18 protein-coding genes are annotated in these 16898 nt (G+C 65.0%); 7 read left to right on the forward strand and 11 right to left on the reverse strand.

Going from position 1 to position 16898, the window contains the following annotated elements; translation table 11 throughout:
* Positions 1 to 131 precede the first annotated feature (131 nt).
* The 3 genes from AC1DKR_RS03030 (at position 132) to AC1DKR_RS03040 (ending at position 4632) form a co-directional block, all read left to right on the forward strand.
* Complete coding sequence (locus AC1DKR_RS03030) at positions 132 to 1568, forward strand: serine hydrolase domain-containing protein (protein WP_478031018.1); 1437 nt, start codon at positions 132 to 134, stop codon at positions 1566 to 1568.
* A 96-nt stretch (positions 1569 to 1664) separates the two neighbouring features.
* A complete protein-coding gene (locus AC1DKR_RS03035; RefSeq protein WP_478031020.1) occupies positions 1665 to 2465 on the forward strand; it encodes a restriction endonuclease in 801 nt (266 codons plus the stop codon).
* A gap of 58 nt (positions 2466 to 2523) precedes the next feature.
* Positions 2524 to 4632 (forward strand): TonB-dependent receptor family protein, encoded by a 2109-nt coding sequence (locus AC1DKR_RS03040; RefSeq protein ID WP_478031022.1) that lies wholly within the window; start codon positions 2524 to 2526, stop codon positions 4630 to 4632.
* A gap of 46 nt (positions 4633 to 4678) precedes the next feature.
* Here AC1DKR_RS03040 and AC1DKR_RS03045 read toward each other — a convergent pair whose 3' ends face one another.
* From AC1DKR_RS03045 to AC1DKR_RS03060, 4 genes are read right to left on the reverse strand one after another with little or no spacing between them, the layout of a single operon-like run.
* On the reverse strand, positions 4679 to 5236 hold the full coding sequence (locus tag AC1DKR_RS03045) for a hypothetical protein (protein WP_478031024.1): 558 nt from the start codon (positions 5234 to 5236) through the stop codon (positions 4679 to 4681).
* Positions 5212 to 6078, reverse strand: a complete 867-nt coding sequence (locus AC1DKR_RS03050; RefSeq protein WP_478031026.1) for a hypothetical protein — start codon at positions 6076 to 6078, stop codon at positions 5212 to 5214. Before AC1DKR_RS03050 ends, AC1DKR_RS03045 begins: the two co-directional genes overlap by 25 nt.
* Positions 6079 to 6133: 55 nt before the next feature.
* Positions 6134 to 6883 (reverse strand): hypothetical protein, encoded by a 750-nt coding sequence (locus AC1DKR_RS03055; protein ID WP_478031029.1) that lies wholly within the window; start codon positions 6881 to 6883, stop codon positions 6134 to 6136.
* Entirely contained in the window at positions 6880 to 7257 is a 378-nt protein-coding gene (locus AC1DKR_RS03060) for a VOC family protein (protein ID WP_478031031.1), read from the reverse strand. Before AC1DKR_RS03060 ends, AC1DKR_RS03055 begins: the two co-directional genes overlap by 4 nt.
* A gap of 166 nt (positions 7258 to 7423) precedes the next feature.
* Here AC1DKR_RS03060 and AC1DKR_RS03065 point away from each other — a divergent pair, with 166 nt between their 5' ends.
* Complete coding sequence (locus AC1DKR_RS03065; protein ID WP_478031033.1) at positions 7424 to 7732, forward strand: hypothetical protein; 309 nt, start codon at positions 7424 to 7426, stop codon at positions 7730 to 7732.
* A 12-nt stretch (positions 7733 to 7744) separates the two neighbouring features.
* Here the strand turns inward: AC1DKR_RS03065 and AC1DKR_RS03070 are convergent, their stop codons facing one another.
* Complete coding sequence (locus tag AC1DKR_RS03070) at positions 7745 to 8323, reverse strand: TetR/AcrR family transcriptional regulator (RefSeq protein ID WP_478031036.1); 579 nt, start codon at positions 8321 to 8323, stop codon at positions 7745 to 7747.
* A gap of 69 nt (positions 8324 to 8392) precedes the next feature.
* On the opposite strand from AC1DKR_RS03070, the gene AC1DKR_RS03075 reads away from it, so the two are divergent.
* The gene (locus tag AC1DKR_RS03075) at positions 8393 to 8938 is read left to right on the forward strand and encodes a thioesterase family protein (RefSeq protein ID WP_478031038.1); all 546 of its coding nucleotides are present in this window, start codon (positions 8393 to 8395) and stop codon (positions 8936 to 8938) included.
* A 39-nt stretch (positions 8939 to 8977) separates the two neighbouring features.
* Here AC1DKR_RS03075 and AC1DKR_RS03080 read toward each other — a convergent pair whose 3' ends face one another.
* Complete coding sequence (locus tag AC1DKR_RS03080) at positions 8978 to 9409, reverse strand: hypothetical protein (RefSeq protein WP_223495584.1); 432 nt, start codon at positions 9407 to 9409, stop codon at positions 8978 to 8980.
* Positions 9410 to 9472: 63 nt separating this feature from the next.
* Positions 9473 to 10477 (reverse strand): agmatine deiminase family protein, encoded by a 1005-nt coding sequence (locus AC1DKR_RS03085; protein ID WP_478031040.1) that lies wholly within the window; start codon positions 10475 to 10477, stop codon positions 9473 to 9475.
* 261 nt (positions 10478 to 10738) lie between these two features.
* Between AC1DKR_RS03085 and AC1DKR_RS03090 the strand changes: the two genes are divergently transcribed.
* Positions 10739 to 11608: a LysR family transcriptional regulator gene (locus AC1DKR_RS03090; RefSeq protein ID WP_478031042.1), complete on the forward strand. Its 870-nt coding sequence runs from the start codon at positions 10739 to 10741 to the stop codon at positions 11606 to 11608.
* Between the two features lie 2 nt (positions 11609 to 11610).
* On the opposite strand, the gene AC1DKR_RS03095 is transcribed toward AC1DKR_RS03090, so the two are convergent.
* Genes AC1DKR_RS03095 through AC1DKR_RS03110 form a run of 4 tightly spaced genes read right to left on the reverse strand, consistent with a single transcriptional unit; the run spans position 11611 to position 15770 of the window.
* Positions 11611 to 12399: an SGNH/GDSL hydrolase family protein gene (locus tag AC1DKR_RS03095; RefSeq protein ID WP_223495587.1), complete on the reverse strand. Its 789-nt coding sequence runs from the start codon at positions 12397 to 12399 to the stop codon at positions 11611 to 11613.
* 13 nt (positions 12400 to 12412) lie between these two features.
* Positions 12413 to 13984, reverse strand: coding sequence for an FAD-binding protein (locus tag AC1DKR_RS03100; RefSeq protein WP_223495589.1), 1572 nt, complete (start codon positions 13982 to 13984; stop codon positions 12413 to 12415).
* Entirely contained in the window at positions 13984 to 14754 is a 771-nt protein-coding gene (locus AC1DKR_RS03105; protein ID WP_478031045.1) for a hypothetical protein, read from the reverse strand. Before AC1DKR_RS03105 ends, AC1DKR_RS03100 begins: the two co-directional genes overlap by 1 nt.
* Before the next feature lie 53 nt (positions 14755 to 14807).
* On the reverse strand, positions 14808 to 15770 hold the full coding sequence (locus AC1DKR_RS03110; RefSeq protein WP_478031047.1) for a DUF2268 domain-containing putative Zn-dependent protease: 963 nt from the start codon (positions 15768 to 15770) through the stop codon (positions 14808 to 14810).
* Positions 15771 to 15910: 140 nt separating this feature from the next.
* Here AC1DKR_RS03110 and AC1DKR_RS03115 point away from each other — a divergent pair, with 140 nt between their 5' ends.
* Entirely contained in the window at positions 15911 to 16894 is a 984-nt protein-coding gene (locus AC1DKR_RS03115; protein ID WP_428705052.1) for a hypothetical protein, read from the forward strand.
* Positions 16895 to 16898 lie beyond the last annotated feature (4 nt).

Here is a 16898-nt window from a genome sequence, read left to right on the forward strand (position 1 = left end):
GGCCGCTGGCCGGCATCGCCCGATGCACTTTGGCTCTGGTAGATGCCGACCTTGGTCGGCACAACCCTCCTGGCTTGACCCTATCCCGCGCCGTGACCAAGATGCGCCATCGCCGCTGACGGATCACCGCGATGTACCGCACGCTCGCTTCTGCATTGCTCTGCGCCCTGTTCGCCACCCCGTTCGCTTCGGCGCGGGATGTTCCGCCAGATCTTGCTTCCCAGCTCAACAGCCAGCTGCAGATCAACCGCGAACGCTATGGCATTGCCGGCCAGGCGGTACTGGTCGCACACAACGGCAACGTGCTGTACGAGGGCGCCAGTGGTGAACGCGACCCGGCCACCCACGCGCCTGCCACCGTCGATACCGTCTTCGCTGCTCAGTCGATGGCCAAGCTGCTGACCAGCACGCTGGTGATGCAGCTGGTGGACCAGGGCAAGGTGGATCTGGATGCCCCCGCCAGTCGTTATGTGCCGGACCTGCCGACCGCGTGGCAGGTCATCCACGTGCGTGACTTCCTCAACCACAGCTCTGGCATCGGCGAATACTACGACCGCGTGGACAACCGCTGGGTGAGCAAGGGCTACACCGGCGTAGCACCGGACCTTGCCGCCGCACTGAAGGTCGCTGGTTCGGCACCGATGCAGTTCGCCACCGGTAGCCGCGTGCAGTACACGCAGGCGAACTACCTGGTGCTCACCGCATTGCTGGAAACCCATTACGGCAAGCCCTATCCGGTCATTGCACGCGAACGCATCCTGCAGCCGCTGAAAATGACCAGCACCTCGTGGGGAGCAGCCAGCGTGCCGGCGCAGCGCGCGGCAGTGCCATACATTGGCAAGGAAGGCCTGTTGCAGCCGGCCAATGAAGATCCCTGGCCGAACTACGGCTGGGGCCATGCCGATCTGCAGACCACCGTGGGCGACTTGAACCGTTTCCTGCAGGCACTGGCGACCGGCAAGCTGGTGCGCACGGCCACGCTGGAAGCGCTGTGGCAGCCACAGACGCTGACCGGCGGCGGCAGCAACTTCTTCTCCACCGGCTGGGATACGACCCGCAGCGATGGCTATACACAGGTCGGCCACGACGGTGGCACCCGCGTGCGTGCGCGGCTGGCCTACAAAGGCACGCTGGCCAGCGGCTACTGGGTGTTCGTGTACCTGACCAATGGCAGCGCCCGCAATGCCTGGTCGAGCACGCTGGTGGAAAGCACGATGGCAGTGGCTGCGCCAGGCGAGTTTCCGCATGCAGCACTGTCCGAACGTTTGATCGGCTATGCCATGATCGGCGACAACAGCAGTGAAAGTAGCCTGCGTGCGTGGCTGAGCGAGAACAGTGGCATTGCATCCAACGAACTGGAGCGGGCCATCAATGCAACCGGCTACGCGATCCGCAACAATCTGGGTGATCGACCCGCACTGAAGGTCTTCGCCCTCAACACTGCCCTGTATCCCACCTCGGCCAATGCCTGGGACAGCCTTGCCGAATGCCATTCTGCGCTCGGTAACGCTGAGATGGCCAAAACGCTATACGCGAAATCTAAAGCACTGGTGAAATCCGCTTTGTAGAGTCGAGCCTCTTCTACTGGAATTTGCTGTGAGGCAAACCGGAAAACCAATCGGAAGGCTCGACTGAACAACGCCGAGCACGTCGGAGGAAAATGCATGGGACGCAGGCGCAACAGTCTTCTGGATGTCATGGCCACATGGCCGTGGTACATCAACGCAGCGGCGGGCGGGCTCGGCTTTGCCACTCTGCGCTGGTTGTTACCGGCGTGGCGCCAACCTGTCATTGCCCCCGCTGGCGACATCCTCCTTCAGGTTCTTGCCCAACCGGTATTTGCCTGGGCCTGGTTGGCGATCTGCATGCTTGCCACCTTGCTTTCCTTGGCTGGCGCCTATCGGCGACGCCGGCTGCTGGATACCCGAACCGGGCTGGAAAGCCTGGCCACGACGGGCTGGCGCAACTTCGAGCTTCTTGTCGGCGAAGCCTTCCGGCGCCAAGGCTATGCAGTCGAAGAAACCGGACTGGGCGGCGCGGACGGTGGCATCGACCTGATCCTGCGACGCAACGGCAAGCGCACGCTGGTGCAATGCAAGCAATGGCGACGGCAGCAGGTAGGCGTGGCGGTCGTGCGCGAGATGTACGGGTTGCTCGCGCACCACAAGGCGGACGCGGCAATGGTTGTCAGCTCGGGCAAGTTCAGCCGTGATGCCCAAGCCTTCGTGGCGGGCAAACCCGTCGCATTGGTGCCCGGCGCCGAGCTGCTGCGGATGATCCGCGAAGTGCAGACTCGGCCGATCACCGAACCGTTGGAACGGCTGGAGCCAACCCTGGCAACGCCCACGCAAGCCGCAACTGCCGCAACCTGCCGGAAGTGCGCTGCGCCGCTGGTTGAGCGCAAGAACCGGACTACCGGCGAGTTGTTCATGGGGTGTAGCCGATTCCCGGCCTGCCGGGGGTGACGTACCGCACCCGACCTGTTAACTTGCGCGCCTGTTTTTTGGTTTACATACTGTCCGCATGCCCTTCCTGCCGCACCGCCCCACCCGCTCCCCGATGTCGCTGGCCATCCTGCTTGGCCTGTCCACCGCCGCCCACGCCACCCCACAGCCCACCACGCTGGACGCGGTGCAGGTCACTGCCGCCGATGCCAGCGCGCAGGCGCGCGAGGCGCTGAAGCGCGTGCCGGGCGCCAGCAACGTGATCGACGTGGCCAAGTCGGACAGCCGCCTGTCCAGCAGCGCCGACGTGTTGGCTTACCAGCCCGGCATCAGCGCGCAGTCGCCGGGCAACGAAGGCACCAAGGTGTCGATCCGCGGGTCGGGCATCAACCGCGGCCCGGGTGCACATGCTTCCGGCATCGCGGTGTCGATCGACGGCCTTCCACTGACCGGCCCGGGCGGCACACCGTACGAACTGCTGGAACCGTTGTGGCTGTCGCGCGTGGAAGTGCTGCGCGGTGCCAACGGCTTCGAACGCGGCGCGCTGGCCCTGGGCGGAGCCATCGACTACATCAGCCGCAGCGGTCGCGACTCGGCGGGCGTGCAGCTGCACTACGAAGCCGGCAGCCGCGGCTACCAGAAGCGCGGGATCAGCTGGGGCGGCGTTAGCGGCGATGTCGATTACTTCCTGGCCTATACCGATACCGAATTCGATGGCTACCAGCGCCATGCGGCCGGCGATGGCAAGGGCGCAATGGCCAACATCGGCTGGCAGATCACCCCCGATCTGCAGACCCGCTTCTTCGTGCGCTACCGCGAAACCAACCACGAGACACCCGGGCGCCTGACCCGCGAGCAGATCCGCAACGACCCGCGCGCGGCGAACGCGGCCAACCTGGCCATCGATGCGCGCCGTCCGCAACCGGGGAGCACCTGGGTGGGCAATGTCACCACCCTGCAGATCGACGAGGATTCCTCGCTGCAGGCCGGGCTGGTCTATCACAAGTATCCGATGGACTTGAACGAAAGCCTGTACCGCCAGCAGCTGGACTACGCCAATCTCAATACCACGCTGGACTACCGTCGCCGGCACACGCTGTTCGGTTTGGACAGCGAGACCACCATCGGGCTGCGCGTTACCCACGACCTGGATGCCGATGTGCGCGAGTCGCTGCGCTTTGCCAACAACGGTTATGCCGCCGGCACCCGCACGCGCGATTTCCGCCACCACGGCACCGACAGCACGCTGCACATCGGCAACAACCTGGCCGTGAATGATCGCCTGCGCGTACAGACCGGTTTTGCACTGATCAACACCCGCCGCGATGTGCAGGTCACCTGGCCGAGCAGCGGCGGACGCCTGCGCGACCACGACTGGGACTACGCGCCGCGGCTGGGCTTCACCTGGCAGCAGACGCCGCAGACGCAGTGGTTCGGCAACCTCAGTCGTTCGGTGGAAGCGCCGCATCCGTGGTCGATGATCTGGGGCTCGAACCAGTACTTCAGCGCAGGCAATGGTCCTTCCACCGGCCGCCAGCGTGCGCCGGTGCCGATGCAGAACCAGACCGGCACCACGCTGGAACTCGGCGCACGCGGCGACGCGCCGTTGGGCCGCTGGGAACTGACCGGCTACTACGCGCGCGTGAACCACGAGCTGCTGAGCGTGGAACTGCAGCCGGTGCCGAACCTGTTCATCGCTGAGAACAACGCCAGCCCCACCGTGCACCGTGGCATCGAGGCCGGTCTGGACAGCACCTTGTGGCAGGCTGCACCGGGCCGTCTGTCGTTGCGCCAGGCATACACCTTCAGCGATTTCCGCTATCGCCATGACACGCGCTTCGGCAGCAACCGCCTGCCCGGTCTGCCGCGCCATGCCTACCAGGCCGAGCTGCGCTTCGACCACGCCTCGGGCCTGTATGCAGCACTGAACACCGAGTACGCCTCGCGCATCGCGGTGGACTACGCCAACAGCTACTGGGCCGACAGCCACGTCATCTTCGGTACACGCATCGGTTACGACGCACCGGGCGGCCGCTGGCAGCTGTGGGCGGAGATGCGCAACATCGGTGACCGCCATTACGCCGCCACCGTCACCCCCGGTTACAACGATGCCGGCAAGGACGTGGCGCGCTCGACGCCCGGCGAAGGCCGCGGCGTGTATGCGGGCGTGCGCTGGCGCTTCGACTGATTGCAGCAGGCGGCGCCGGACCCGATCCGGCGCCGCTGACCCCAGGTCAGCCGATACGCCACGCTGGCAGGCGTTCGCTGCGCTTCCAGATGGCTGGCGCAAAAGCGATCAACACCATTGCTGCCAGCCACTTCGGCGACGTGCTGAGCAGTGTAGAAGCCAATGCGGCATCCAGCGGAGCCGCGTCCTCCTGCCAGGGGTTGTAGCCCAGGTAAATGATGCTGCCCGCCCACCACAGCAGGGCCACCCCGATACCCACCAGCAGCATGGCCATCGTGCGGCAGGTCCAGCGCTGCGAGGTCGTCCCCCATTCGCGGGAAATGGCTACAAGCAGGCCGACCACCAGCAGCGACACCAAGGCCACCAGGCCGATGTCGACCTTGTGCCCGATGCGTTCATAGGTGCAGGCGCGGCACTGGGCTTCTTCGGCGGCGACGTCTGTGGTGGGTGGGGTCGCTGTGGGCCGGGACTGGGCCATCACCGCGAGGGGCATCAACAGGGCCAGCAACGCCACCATCAACCAACGAACGAACTTCCTGTTCCTGCGTGCAGCGACATCCATGCGCTTCTCCTTTGCGATCAAAATTGCCTGTGTTTGGGCCACGGTGCGTGACCCTGACGAATACCCCAAAGCGCTAGCTCGGTTCTCTCCAGAGCCCAGCGCCCACCTTCCCGATGGAACAGGATTCGAGCGCGGTAGCCCCCTTCGCTGGCGCAATAGCCGTTGGTCACGGCAATCATTGCCCATTGATTGTCTGTGCTGAAAACGGGCATCGACAGATGGACAATCAGGTGTCCGCCGTACCGGTCCCCGTCCCTGCATCCGTCGTTTCCCTGCTTCTGGATCAGCTGCAGGTGCTCCAGGCTCATGTGGGGAGTTCCCACCACCGCAGCGTCCGGCACCCGGACGCTGCGTCGGTTGGCCAGCGGCAACTGCGCCACCAACTGCCTGCGCAATGCGTACATATGCCTGTCATCGGTCCATGTGACCAGATCATCGTTGTCCTGACAGACCTGCATTCGATTTCCCGGCCAGCAGTAGGGCAGCGTCCGCTCGATCACCACCATCCGTTCGTCCACCGGATCGGTCAAGCGGGGCTGAAACTCTGGTCGCCACCTGTCCACGGCAGCCGCCGCGTTGCTGTCCACAACGGGTACCGTGGCAACGCCCTGCACCGTAGATTGCGCAGGTAGCTGCGGGGCCGAGCGCGCCATCGGAGCTTTCATCACCATCGGAATTGGCTCGGGAGGAGGCGGGACCAGGGGAAACCTGATCGCCAGCGCCATCACCTCAGCCTGCATCTGGGCAGTTCCGAGGTTGACCGCAGCGGCCCCCACTGCCCGGTTCTGCCAGGGCCGAAGGCTGCAGGCCAGTGGCAACAGCAGCACTGCAGCCAAGGCCGTGCTGATCACCCATATACGCTTCCATGCAATGCGCTTGCGCATGACCGAACCGGATTGAAGGAGAGGACGTGACTTTGCGATGGCTGACATACCTTCGTTACAACGCCTTGAACACCTGCATCAGGCTGACCGCATCCGGCGCCAACTGCTGCGCAAGCCAGCCCAGCCCGGCGAAAAACACCAGCAGGCCCAGCAGCGGCCAGATCGTATGGGACAGGCACAGCCGCCACCACCCCTGTGCCTGCATGCCCTGCATCCGCTTGTACAGACCCCCGGCGATGGCCGCATCCACCAGCAGCTCGGCCATCAGCACCGGCGCAGACCAGACTACCCAGACACTGGCCACGAGCACTGTAGCCACCAGCGCGATGATGCCGAGAATGGCCAGCAACGGCAGGCCTGCCTCGCCGTCGGCCACGTCCAGCAACGATGCGCTGTCGGCGCTCGCGCTGGAGGACGCTGCGGCTTCGCCCCAGGAGGCGGATGCGCCACCACCGCCGGAATGCCCGCCGCTGCTGGTCCACGGCGATGCCTGGCTGTCACCGCCGCCGGGCGCGGAGCCCAACCCATCGGCCACTGCATCCCAGCGCCACCGGATCCAGATCCACATCAGCAGCAGGAACACGCCATAGGCGATCAGCACGGCCAGTGGATAGCGCAGCAGCATCGCATCCATGCCCGCCAGCCGCAGCAGGTGCGAGAAGAGGAACCCAGCGGCGCCGGTGAGCACGACAATCACGGCCATCTGCAACCGTGGCCAGCCACGATGCTGCAGCTGCCGACGTGCACGCATCGCTTCGCTGCTGCGGCTGCCCGTCATCGAAACGGGCTGGCGTGCGTGTTTCATGCCGCCGCCTTGGTCACCGCCTCGATGCGATGGCCATCTGGATCGATCACGAACGCAGCGTAGTAGCGCTCGCCGTAGTCCGGGCGCAGACCGGCAGGTCCGTTGTCCTGGCCTCCGGTGGCCAAGGCCGCATGATGGAACCGATCAACGGCGCCGCGCGTGGTTGCCGCCAGCGCCAGATGGAAGCCGGGCCCCGGTGCGCTCGCACCCTCGCGCAGCTTCAGGCACAACAGGTCTTCATCCTCGACCAGGCCATAGCCGATCGCAGTGTCGTCTTCGAAAACGCGGCGGTAACCGAGTGCTGCAAGAACGGCATCGTAAAAGCGACCTGCACGCTCGAGATCGCGGACACCCAACGAGAGGTGGTGCAGCATGCAGACATCCTTGCCAAGCACGCGCGGGCTGCGCTGGCCGGATTCTACCCTGCCGTGGCGCCGCGTCTACAGGTCACGTCCCATCCAGTTCCCGTCGGATCCACGGCAACCGCAGTCCGGTGTGGATCCTATATTCTGGGCAGCCACGGAACGGATCGGCTCCTGCATGCAAGCGTCCCAGTTCACCCGCCCTGTTGCCATCGTCATGTTCCTGCCGATGATCGGCCTGGCAGGCTGGGGGTCCTGGTTCGCGACCTATTGCATGAGTGACGGCTGCCTGGGCGTGTTTGCACTTTGGCTTGGCGCAATGGCGGCCTTGTTCCTGCAGACCCTGCTGGTCTTGCCTCTGCATGCCTGGGCACTGAAACGGCAAGGGGCCGATGCGGCCAGCCGCTATGTACGCTGGCTGGTGGCATCCAGTATCGCTGTGATGGTGCCCATGTTTGCCGGGTGGGTCTACATGTTCTTCAAGTAGTCCGCGCGCCGCTCAGGCAGGCGGTGCGGCTGCCTTCAACAACTGCGCAGCCACCTGGTCGAACGGGGTGATGTCCTGCAGTGCACGGCTCATCGCCACTGCGCCTTCCACACTGGCAATCACCAGGCTGGCCAAGCCGGTCGCCTGGGCAGGCGCGTGCCCATCGGCGACGAACGCCTCAGCCAGGTGCCCCTGCCAGCGGGCAAACACCTCGGCGGCCGCCGCACGTGGCTGGCTCGGCATGGCCTCCACCGGCTCCTCGACGGCTGCCGCCAGCACCGGGCAGCCGGCACGAAAACCGGTGCGCAGCAGGCGCTCGCGCCACAGCGCCAGGAACTGCTGCAACCCCTGCACCGCGCCGCCCTTCAGCAGTTCGATCAGCAGCGCCTCCACCTTGTCGCCGGCCATCGTGGTGGCCCGTGCCAACAATTCCTGCTTACCGCCCGGGAAGTGGTGATACGTGGACCCCAGCGGCGCATCAGCCAGTTTAGTCACCTCGCGGATGCTGGTCGCGTTGAGGCCCACCCGCGCGAGCATCTGCGCTGCGGCATCGATCACACGCTGGGGGGCATCGGACGATCGCGGGCTCACGGCCTGCTCCTTGCTAAGACAGTCGTCATAGACTAGCGTATCGACCGTTCTATAACAGTCGTCATAACCATGAATCTCTGGTTCCGCCTGCTCCACCTGCTGCTGTGCAGCCTGTTCCGGCCGAAGCTGGAGGCCCCGTTCGGCGTCTCCCGCCTGCAGTTCCGGGTGCTGCCCAACGACCTGGACAGCAACCTGCACATGACCAACGGCCGCTACTGGAACATCTTCGACCTGGGCCGGCTGGACCTGATCCTGCGCATGGGCCTGGGCAAGGTGGCGCTGCGTGAGAAGTGGTCGCCGATCGTTGGCGCCGGCACCATCCAGTTCCGGCGCGAGCTGAAGCCGTTCCAGCGCTTCACCCTGGAAACGCGACTGGTCGGCTGGGTCGGCACACGCGGCATCATGGAGCAGCGCGTACTGATCGGCCAGGAGCAGAAAACCGCCACGCGTGCACTGCTGATCACCGGCATCTACGACCGCCGCGCACGTCAGTTCGTCGGCATGCCACAGATGATGGAATCGATCGGCGTGGTTGCTCCACCCTCGCCGGCCCTGAGTGCGGCAGCCGAGGCGCTGCTGGCAGCGGATGCAGCACTGAAGCGCGATGATGCGTGAGCAACACGACCCGTAGCACACGCTGGCACGGTCACGCGTTCAGCGCAGCACCTGCACCAACCCGACCACGCCAGCGGCCACACCTGCCAGCATGATCGAATAGACCAGCCATACCGGGCCGCCCTGCGCGTAACCGTAGGTCACCAGCGCCTCGCGCATCGGGCGACGTAACACCCAGGAAACCAGTACCAGCGCCAGCAGCGCAGAACCGCAGCTGATGCCCATGCCCAGCAGCAACGGACGCGAATCGGTATGGGCGTAGTGGCCCAACGGCCAGATCAGCAGGCTGCCGGCGATCCCAAGCAGGAACAGCGCGTTCGCACTCCATACCGCAACACGATGCCTGCGCCGCAGATACGCCAGGCTGCGGCCGCGGTAGTGACTGGGAAGCCGTTCAGCCGCTCGCCGCGCAATCAGCGTGGCGATGCTGCCGCCAACCATGCCACTCCATACCGCCGCATCCAGATCCATCCGTCACTCGGCATGCCACTTTCGCCGCATCATCGCATGGCGTCGGCAGCGCCGGTAAGGTACTTACCCCACCTTCGGCATGTTCTTGGTCACGCAGTGGATGCCGCCGCCGCCACCGGCGATCGCATCGATGTCGACCTGCTCGATCACCCGTCCTGGATACAGGTCTTCCAGCAGTTCGCGGCAATAGCCATCGGCGCGCACATCACCGAACTGCGGGGCGATCACCGCGCCGTTGATCGGCAGATAGTTGATGTAACCACGCGCCAGATCATCATTGTCACGGGTATGTACGTTATCGCGGCCGCCCAGCGGCGGCGGAAGCGTGTGCACCTGCAGCCTGCGACCGTCGGCATCAGTGGCCTCGCGCAGGATCTGCAGATGCTCGCGGGTCAGATCGTAATCGTACGATTCCGGGTCGTTGTCCAGGTTGGCGATCACCACGCCGGGGCGCACGAAGCGTGCGTAGAAGTCCACGTGCGCATCGGTGATGTCCTCTCCGGCGATGCCCGGCAGCCAGATGACCTTGCGCAGTCCAAGGTGGTGCTTCAACTCGGCCTCGATATCCGCGCGCGACCAGCCGGGATTGCGGTTGCGGTTGACCCAGCAGCTTTCGGTCAGGATCGCGGTGCCATGGCCATCGACTTCGATGCCACCGCCCTCGCCCACCAGATCGCTTTCCAGCAGCGTCGCGCCGGTCATCTGCGCCAGCCACGGTGCTACCGCGCCATCGTTGCGCGCGCTCTGCTTGCCACCCCAGCCATTGAAGTTGAAATCGACCAGGCCGAGGCCACCCTGATCGTTGGTGACGAAACAGCCGCCGTAATCGCGCACCCAGATGTCATCCAGCGCCACGTCGAGGAACTCGATGTTGTCGTTGCCGCAACGATCCTGCGCTTGCCTGCGCTGCGCCGGACGACACAACACGCTGACCGGCTGGTGGCGTGCGATGCTGCGTGCCAGGCGGGCCACCGCTGTGTTCACCGCGTCGGCCTGCTCACCCCATACCAGCGGCTGCGCTGCGAAGGCCAGGAACACCCGTTCCTGCGGGCCGTGCTCGTCGGGCATATGCCATGCGCCGGCATTGGCAGCGGCCGCACGCGCGGGCCAGCCGACCAAGCCGAGGCTGGCCAGACCACCGAGGCTTGCTGCCCAGTTGGGTAAGGAAGTGGCGACGGGTCGTCATGAGGGGCTCCAGGGGCGGACGGTGACGTCCAGCTGATCGATCAAGCACGGCGCTCGATACCGAATGGGACTATGCTGCGTCGACACAAACATAAGAACAAACGATTAATTCATCCGACTTTTGATAAGCCCCACTTACCATTCATGCTCAAACATTGGCCCCCATTGAATGCATTGCGCGGCTTTGAAGCCGCTGCCCGGCTGGGCAGCTTCCATCGCGCCGCAGAGGAACTGCACCTGAGCCAGTCGGCCATCAGCCAGCAGATACGCGGTCTGGAAGATTCGCTCGAGCAGCCCCTGTTCTTCCGCCAGGGCCGCAGCGTCAGCCTCACCGACGCCGGCGCCGACCTGCTCGCCACCACCCAGGCTCTTCTGCGGCAGCTGGCCAGCGGCATCCGCCGGTTGGATCAATACCGCAAGCCGCATCAGCTGATCGTCAACACCAGCCCCGCCTTCGCCCGCCATTGGCTGGTGCCCCGGCTGGGCGAGTTCCGCCGCCAGCAGCCGCAGGCCGATCTGTGGCTGTTGACCAGCGAGGAGGCGCCGGACATGGCAACGCAGACGCTGGACATCGCCATCCGTGATGACCTCGATGCGCAGACACACTGCACACACCGCGTGCTGCTGCAGGATCGCCTGTATCCGGCCTGCCACCCCAGCGTGCTGGCCTTGCCCGTGGACGCGCGCACCACCCTGCACGGCGAGCGCGAGATGGACTGGAGCCAGTGGCAGGTACAGGGCGGTGCCGACGTTGGCCAGCAACGCGAAGGACTGAATTTTTCCGAACCCGGACAACTGCTGGATGCAGCGTGCCAGGGTCTCGGCATCGCACTGGTCAGCGAACTGCTGGCGGCACGCGCATGCGAACAGGGACTGCTGCATCCGCTCGATGCGGCCCGAGTGCGCGGACCGCGCTGGAGTTGGCTGCTGCATGAAGACAGCGCGGCCGATCCGTTGGTGATCAGTTTCTGTGAGTGGCTGCTGCAGGCGTTGCCGGACACTGCGCCGCGCTGAACTCAACGCGGAGACCGGCTCTCCAACGCGCGCGCGATCGCCACTTCAGCCAACGGCGCCATCAGCGCATAGCCTTTCGCCGTCGGGTGCACGCCGTCCTTGGCCAACTGCGGATCGAGACCGCCTGCGCTATTGGCCATCGGTGAGTAGTAATCCAGATAGACCAGTTTCCGCCTCTCGGCATAGCGCTTCAATGCGGCGTTCAGTGCACGCACCTTCGGCGCCGGGGCGATGCCCGGCATCCACGGGTACTCGCTGACCGGCAGCACCGACGCCAGCACCACGGCGATACCCTGCGCACGTCCCAGCTCGACCATCGCATGCAGGTTGTCTTCGATCATCGCCTGCGAGGCCGGCCCGGTGTTGCCTGCAATGTCGTTGGTGCCGGCCAGGATCACCACCACGCGCGGGCGCAGTGCCAGCACGTCCTGCGAAAAGCGCAGCAGCATCTGCGCGGTGGTCTGTCCACTGATGCCGCGGTTGAGATAGCCCTTGCCGGGGAAGAACGTGCTGCTGCCCTCTGCGCCCCAGCCTTCGGTGATCGAGTCGCCAAAGAACACCACGCGCGGCTTGCCGGCCGGGGCTGCCGGCAGCGCGGCGTTGGCGGCGCGATAGCGCTGCAATTGCCCGAAATCGGCAACGCTCCGCTGCAGGTAGCGCACCTCATCCCTGCTGAGTTGATCCACGGGCATCACCAGCACCCTGGCGACAGCGGCCCCTTCATCGGCATGGACACCGCCGCTGGCGACGAGCAGGCCAAGCAGAAACCCCAGGCATTTTTCATGTCCCATCGTGGACTCTCCTTCAGAGCAGCGGCGGGCGGATCGGCAGCGGAATGCGCCCCAGACCCGCACGTCCCGTATCCCGTCCTGTCAGGCCGATCCTGTGCGGGAAGGCATCGAGCGTATCCGTCTTCAATCCGCCCCTGATGATGATCAGGTCGAAGCTCTCTTCGCCCGAGGCGAGCTGCAGCTTCCCGCCGCGTTGTCCGGTGGTACTTCCGGCGACGCTGAAATTCTCCACAGGCCCACGCCTGAAGAGCAGACCCGGTACGCCTTTTGCTGCGTTGTCCTTCAATACCAGATACAGGAGGATCACCAGGAACCTGTTCAGCGCATAGGCCTTGCTGAAGTATCCCGACTGGGTGATCAGCATCACCTGCTGGACGTCAGCGCGCAGCATCCGCATCACCGCCTTTGTGATGGCTTTGCCGATCTTGGAAGATGCCAGCAGCTCCTTTGCGATCCTTGCAAAGCGAAGGTCCAGGCGCTTGTAGATCCGGGGCGACGAGCTCCACGTGGCTGCCATCGTCGCGTGCATGTCCAACGTGGCCAGCTCGCGCAGCGCCTGGCTGATCTCGACGGACGCAGCCACCCCAGGAGCCTTGGATATTTTTTCCCATGCGCGAAGCGGATGATCGACCTTCAACAGACACCGCAATGCATCCTGCAGGGCCCCGTCGCCGGAACCCACAACAGCCACCCGCGGGGGCACCCCGAATCCCAGGGCGGGATCCAGGACCTTGTCAACCTCCCAGAAGCCTGTGTTAGCGTAGGCGGGTGGACAGTCCTTGCCTTCGGCGTACTGATTCTTCTCTTTCGCATAGCCCATGGCGTAGATCACAAAGCGGAAACGATGTGTCTCCGTCTTTCCGCCAGAGGTGATGCGCAGCGCTGGCAGCAAGCGGCATTTCAGCGGCAGACCGTGCACGCTCAAAGGCCCGCTGGCCATCTCCTGCAGGCGCTCTTTGGACCACCGTTCAAGCTTCGCATCCCGCACGAAACACGACTCGCTGCGAGCGCAGGATTGCGTGCCCCAGTTCAACGCGCGCTGGGTCCAGTTCTTCACTTCCGTGGTGTAGACAGCATTGATCGCATTGCCGACCTTCGCTGCCGGCAAGGGCGCAACCATGTCCAGCTTCAGTGCCACCTTCGCTGCGCCGAATGCAGCCGACCGAAGCGGGTAACGGTGGTCTGTGTGGTTGCTGTGTGGCCATTCGTACATGGCCGCGCTGACATACCTGGCCGCAGGGGAGCGCAGCACCCCGCCCACTCCTGCCTGGGAATCGGTATCCATGAGTACAAAACGCAGATCCAGCCGTTCCGCTTCCAGAGCCGCAGCCAGGCCCGCCGCGCCGGCGCCGCAGATGAGCAGATCGAAGGGCGTATCGGGATCTCTCTTCGCAGCGCCCCGGCCCACTGCACCCAAGTGCTCGAGTTGCTGGATGAGCATCTGTGCCCGCACGATCTGGTCGCGGATGCTGATGTTGGAAAAACGATAGCTCAGGTCGAACTGCCGAGGCGCGATCTTCAGCGCAAGCAGGGTCAGCACATCCAGCGCGTCGTCAGGTGCGGAACCAGGGATTACCGCGCTCATCACAGATCCTCCAGAATGTCGGCCAGCAGTTGCGGGTCGGCTGAAAACAGAACCGGATGGTCAAGCACTTCCATCACGCCGCCACGCCCCGACCCCGGTCCGCCGCGATCATCGGGGCCTTGCGGCCCCTCCCCGTCTCCGCCGCGTCCACCGCCGTCGGAACCCCCGTAACGACCGCGACCGTTGTCTGTGTCCGCAGGCGGAGGATCGTACTCGCGATGCTCCCATGCGCCCACATCATCACCGGCGTCACCAAGCCAGTGGGCGTCCCAGTACGTGGTGCCATCAAGCGGTAGGACACGTCCTTCCTCATCACCGAGTCGAGCCATCACCCGGAACAGATCATGGGCGTGGATCACATCGCGTCGCCGGGGATCGATATCGAACCCAAGCTCCCTCAGGCTATCTTCGAACACACTCCGTCGCCCGTTGAAGAGTTCGATCACGCCTCCATAGCCGACATGGACCAGGACCAGCCTCGCTTCGTAAGGCAGACGGCCTTGCAGCTGTTCACCGCGAGTTGTCTGAAGAATCTGCGATAGGAGGAGGTCGTCTCCATCCAGCACCACGCGAACGCTGCAGCGCACCAGGCCACCCATCTGTCTGCGCGCATACTCGAAAAAGCCACCCGTATCCACGCCATACAGCCTTGATACGTAGACCCGCGCAAGCGTCCGGATCTGCGCACGCGAGAATGGCCCCCTCAGCGTATCCAGCAGGCGCAGGAGATCATCCACGTACGGATTTTCATTCGGATCAAATTGATGCATGTCCACTGCCCTTCCGCGTTCCTGCGATCATGGTTACATTCCTGTGCAACAGTTCAACGCCCGGCAGCACGCGCCGCAACCCCGGTCACCTTTGCCGGCATCCACATGCCGGGTGTCCAGCCGCTGGCCTCCAGAATCGCCTTCGGATTGTCCTGCTCGATCAGCGCGCGTACCGCTTCGTGCTTGTCCTTGGCCTGCAGGTAGTACGCCTTGGCGATGCGATATCCCACCCAGTAGCCCAGGTCGTAGGGCTCCTGCGAACCGGGCGTGTGGTTGTACAGCCAGGGCGTGAGGTCGGTGCTGTCCACATCCAGCGCGAACGCACTTTCGATATGCACTTCCTTGCCCCGCGTCCACGCTGCGTGCCGCCCATTGCCGACGTTGCCTGAAACCAGTTCGGCAATGAACTCCGCGATGCCCTCGCCCAGCGACTCGCGCAGCACCGTCGCCGCTGGATCGCCCGGCTCGTACTCGACCACGCCGGTCTGCTGGATATGTACGTACTCATGCGCGATCACGTGCACGAGGCGGTCCTGCGCGTTCGGGTTCATGAACTCCGCTGCGCACAGTGCCTCCAGGCCGATCACCACGCCCTTCGGATGGGTCATGCCAACCGGCTTGCTGCGGCCGACCACGATGGCCACCGGCGGGAACGTCGCCTGCGGGTAGATCGCCTGCAGTTTGGCAAACACCTGTACCAGCCGCTGGCGCACGGCCGGCAACTCGGCCAGGCAGGTGCGGCCATTGGCGTACATCGACGGGTCGCGCGCCATCGCCTCGGCGATACGCTGGGCGGTCACCCGGCGCAGCTTGGCGAATTCACGCAGGCTGGGCGTGCCCTCGGCCAGATACTGCTCCAGCTGGGCCACGCTGGGTTTGCCGGCGGTCGCCTCGTATAGCGCGTAGAAGCCGGTGGCATCGGCGGTCAGGATCTCCGGCCCCGGACCTGCAGCGTGGGCCGACACAAGGGCCCCGCCAAGGGCCAGGGCAAGCAGGCAGCGCAATGACACGAACATGGCTCCGTCCTTGGTGGAGTGCACGCGAAGCGCGCAATCTACCACCGCGTCGGCGCATGCGCTGCCGTATCGTGCAACGGCCTCCCCTACTGTGCCAGACTCGCGGCGAGCGGCTGCCATGGAAGCAAGGGGAAGACAGGATGATGATCGTTCCAGCGTACTGGGCCGAAGCCCGCCTGCAGGACAGGTACAAGGGACGCCCGCTGGTGGTACGCCGATTCGGCTGGTCCGACGACGACCAGGACGCCGCGCAGGCCCACGCCGATGCACGTGCACGCGAAGCGCTTGATGCCATCCTCAGTGGCCAGTCCGTGCCGCGTCGCGAGCGACGGACCAACTACGGTGTCGAAGGCATCCCGATCCGCGAGCAGATCGTGCAGCGCAGCGATGACGTCATCGTTACCCGCAACAGCTACGGCGCGCTGTGCCTGAACACCCCGGACGTACTGTTTGCGGATATCGACCACGTGTCCACTCCGTCAGGCTGCGCATTGCCGCTGCTCGGTGCGCTGGGGCTGCTGGCGGCCGGTGCGCTGATCGGCGGTGCGCTGGGCAACTTCAACATCGGCCTGGCCGCCGGCGGCATTACGATGGTGGTGGTCAACCAGATCCTGTCGGGGCGGCGCAAGCGACGGCTCGCCCGGGCCGGCGGCGTCGAGGGCATCGCACTGCAGCGCGTGCAGGCGTTTGTCGAGCACCACCCCGACTGGCACCTGCGCGCTTACCGCACCCCAGCCGGGCTGCGCATACTGGCGATGCATGCCACGTTCGAACCACAGGATGCGCAGGTGCATGCCTTCTTCAAGGCATTGGGCACCGACACGTTGTATGCACGCATGTGCACACTGCAGCATTGCTTCCGTGCGCGGCTGACACCCAAACCGTGGCGGCTTGGCATCATCGCGCGCATCCGCCCGCCGGTAGCGGCCTGGTCGGCCGAGCAGGCCAGCAACCCCGACCGCCTGGCGTGGATCGCCGAATACGAAAGGGAAAGCGCCGGCTTCGCTGCATGCGCCTATGTCCGCAGTTTCGGCGATGAGCGCCGCGTGGATGCCAAGGCCGAACGCGTGCGCGACCTGCATGACCGGATGTCGCGTGCGCTGGATAACCTGCCGCTGGGCTGAGTGC

This window comes from Stenotrophomonas sp. 01N47, assembly GCF_056399165.1.

Coding starts and splice junctions, on each gene's coding strand:
- AC1DKR_RS03050 (WP_478031026.1), bottom strand. CDS start 6,078: ATGCGCAAGCGCATTGCATGGAAGCGTATATGGGTGATCAGCACGGCC.
- AC1DKR_RS03065 (WP_478031033.1), top strand. CDS start 7,424: ATGCAAGCGTCCCAGTTCACCCGCCCTGTTGCCATCGTCATGTTCCTG.
- AC1DKR_RS03105 (WP_478031045.1), bottom strand. CDS start 14,754: ATGCATCAATTTGATCCGAATGAAAATCCGTACGTGGATGATCTCCTG.
- AC1DKR_RS03075 (WP_478031038.1), top strand. CDS start 8,393: ATGAATCTCTGGTTCCGCCTGCTCCACCTGCTGCTGTGCAGCCTGTTC.
- AC1DKR_RS03055 (WP_478031029.1), bottom strand. CDS start 6,883: ATGAAACACGCACGCCAGCCCGTTTCGATGACGGGCAGCCGCAGCAGC.
- AC1DKR_RS03100 (WP_223495589.1), bottom strand. CDS start 13,984: ATGAGCGCGGTAATCCCTGGTTCCGCACCTGACGACGCGCTGGATGTG.
- AC1DKR_RS03090 (WP_478031042.1), top strand. CDS start 10,739: ATGCTCAAACATTGGCCCCCATTGAATGCATTGCGCGGCTTTGAAGCC.
- AC1DKR_RS03060 (WP_478031031.1), bottom strand. CDS start 7,257: ATGCTGCACCACCTCTCGTTGGGTGTCCGCGATCTCGAGCGTGCAGGT.
- AC1DKR_RS03030 (WP_478031018.1), top strand. CDS start 132: ATGTACCGCACGCTCGCTTCTGCATTGCTCTGCGCCCTGTTCGCCACC.
- AC1DKR_RS03095 (WP_223495587.1), bottom strand. CDS start 12,399: ATGGGACATGAAAAATGCCTGGGGTTTCTGCTTGGCCTGCTCGTCGCC.
- AC1DKR_RS03035 (WP_478031020.1), top strand. CDS start 1,665: ATGGGACGCAGGCGCAACAGTCTTCTGGATGTCATGGCCACATGGCCG.
- AC1DKR_RS03115 (WP_428705052.1), top strand. CDS start 15,911: ATGATGATCGTTCCAGCGTACTGGGCCGAAGCCCGCCTGCAGGACAGG.
- AC1DKR_RS03080 (WP_223495584.1), bottom strand. CDS start 9,409: ATGGATCTGGATGCGGCGGTATGGAGTGGCATGGTTGGCGGCAGCATC.
- AC1DKR_RS03110 (WP_478031047.1), bottom strand. CDS start 15,770: ATGTTCGTGTCATTGCGCTGCCTGCTTGCCCTGGCCCTTGGCGGGGCC.
- AC1DKR_RS03085 (WP_478031040.1), bottom strand. CDS start 10,477: ATGCCCGACGAGCACGGCCCGCAGGAACGGGTGTTCCTGGCCTTCGCA.
- AC1DKR_RS03040 (WP_478031022.1), top strand. CDS start 2,524: ATGCCCTTCCTGCCGCACCGCCCCACCCGCTCCCCGATGTCGCTGGCC.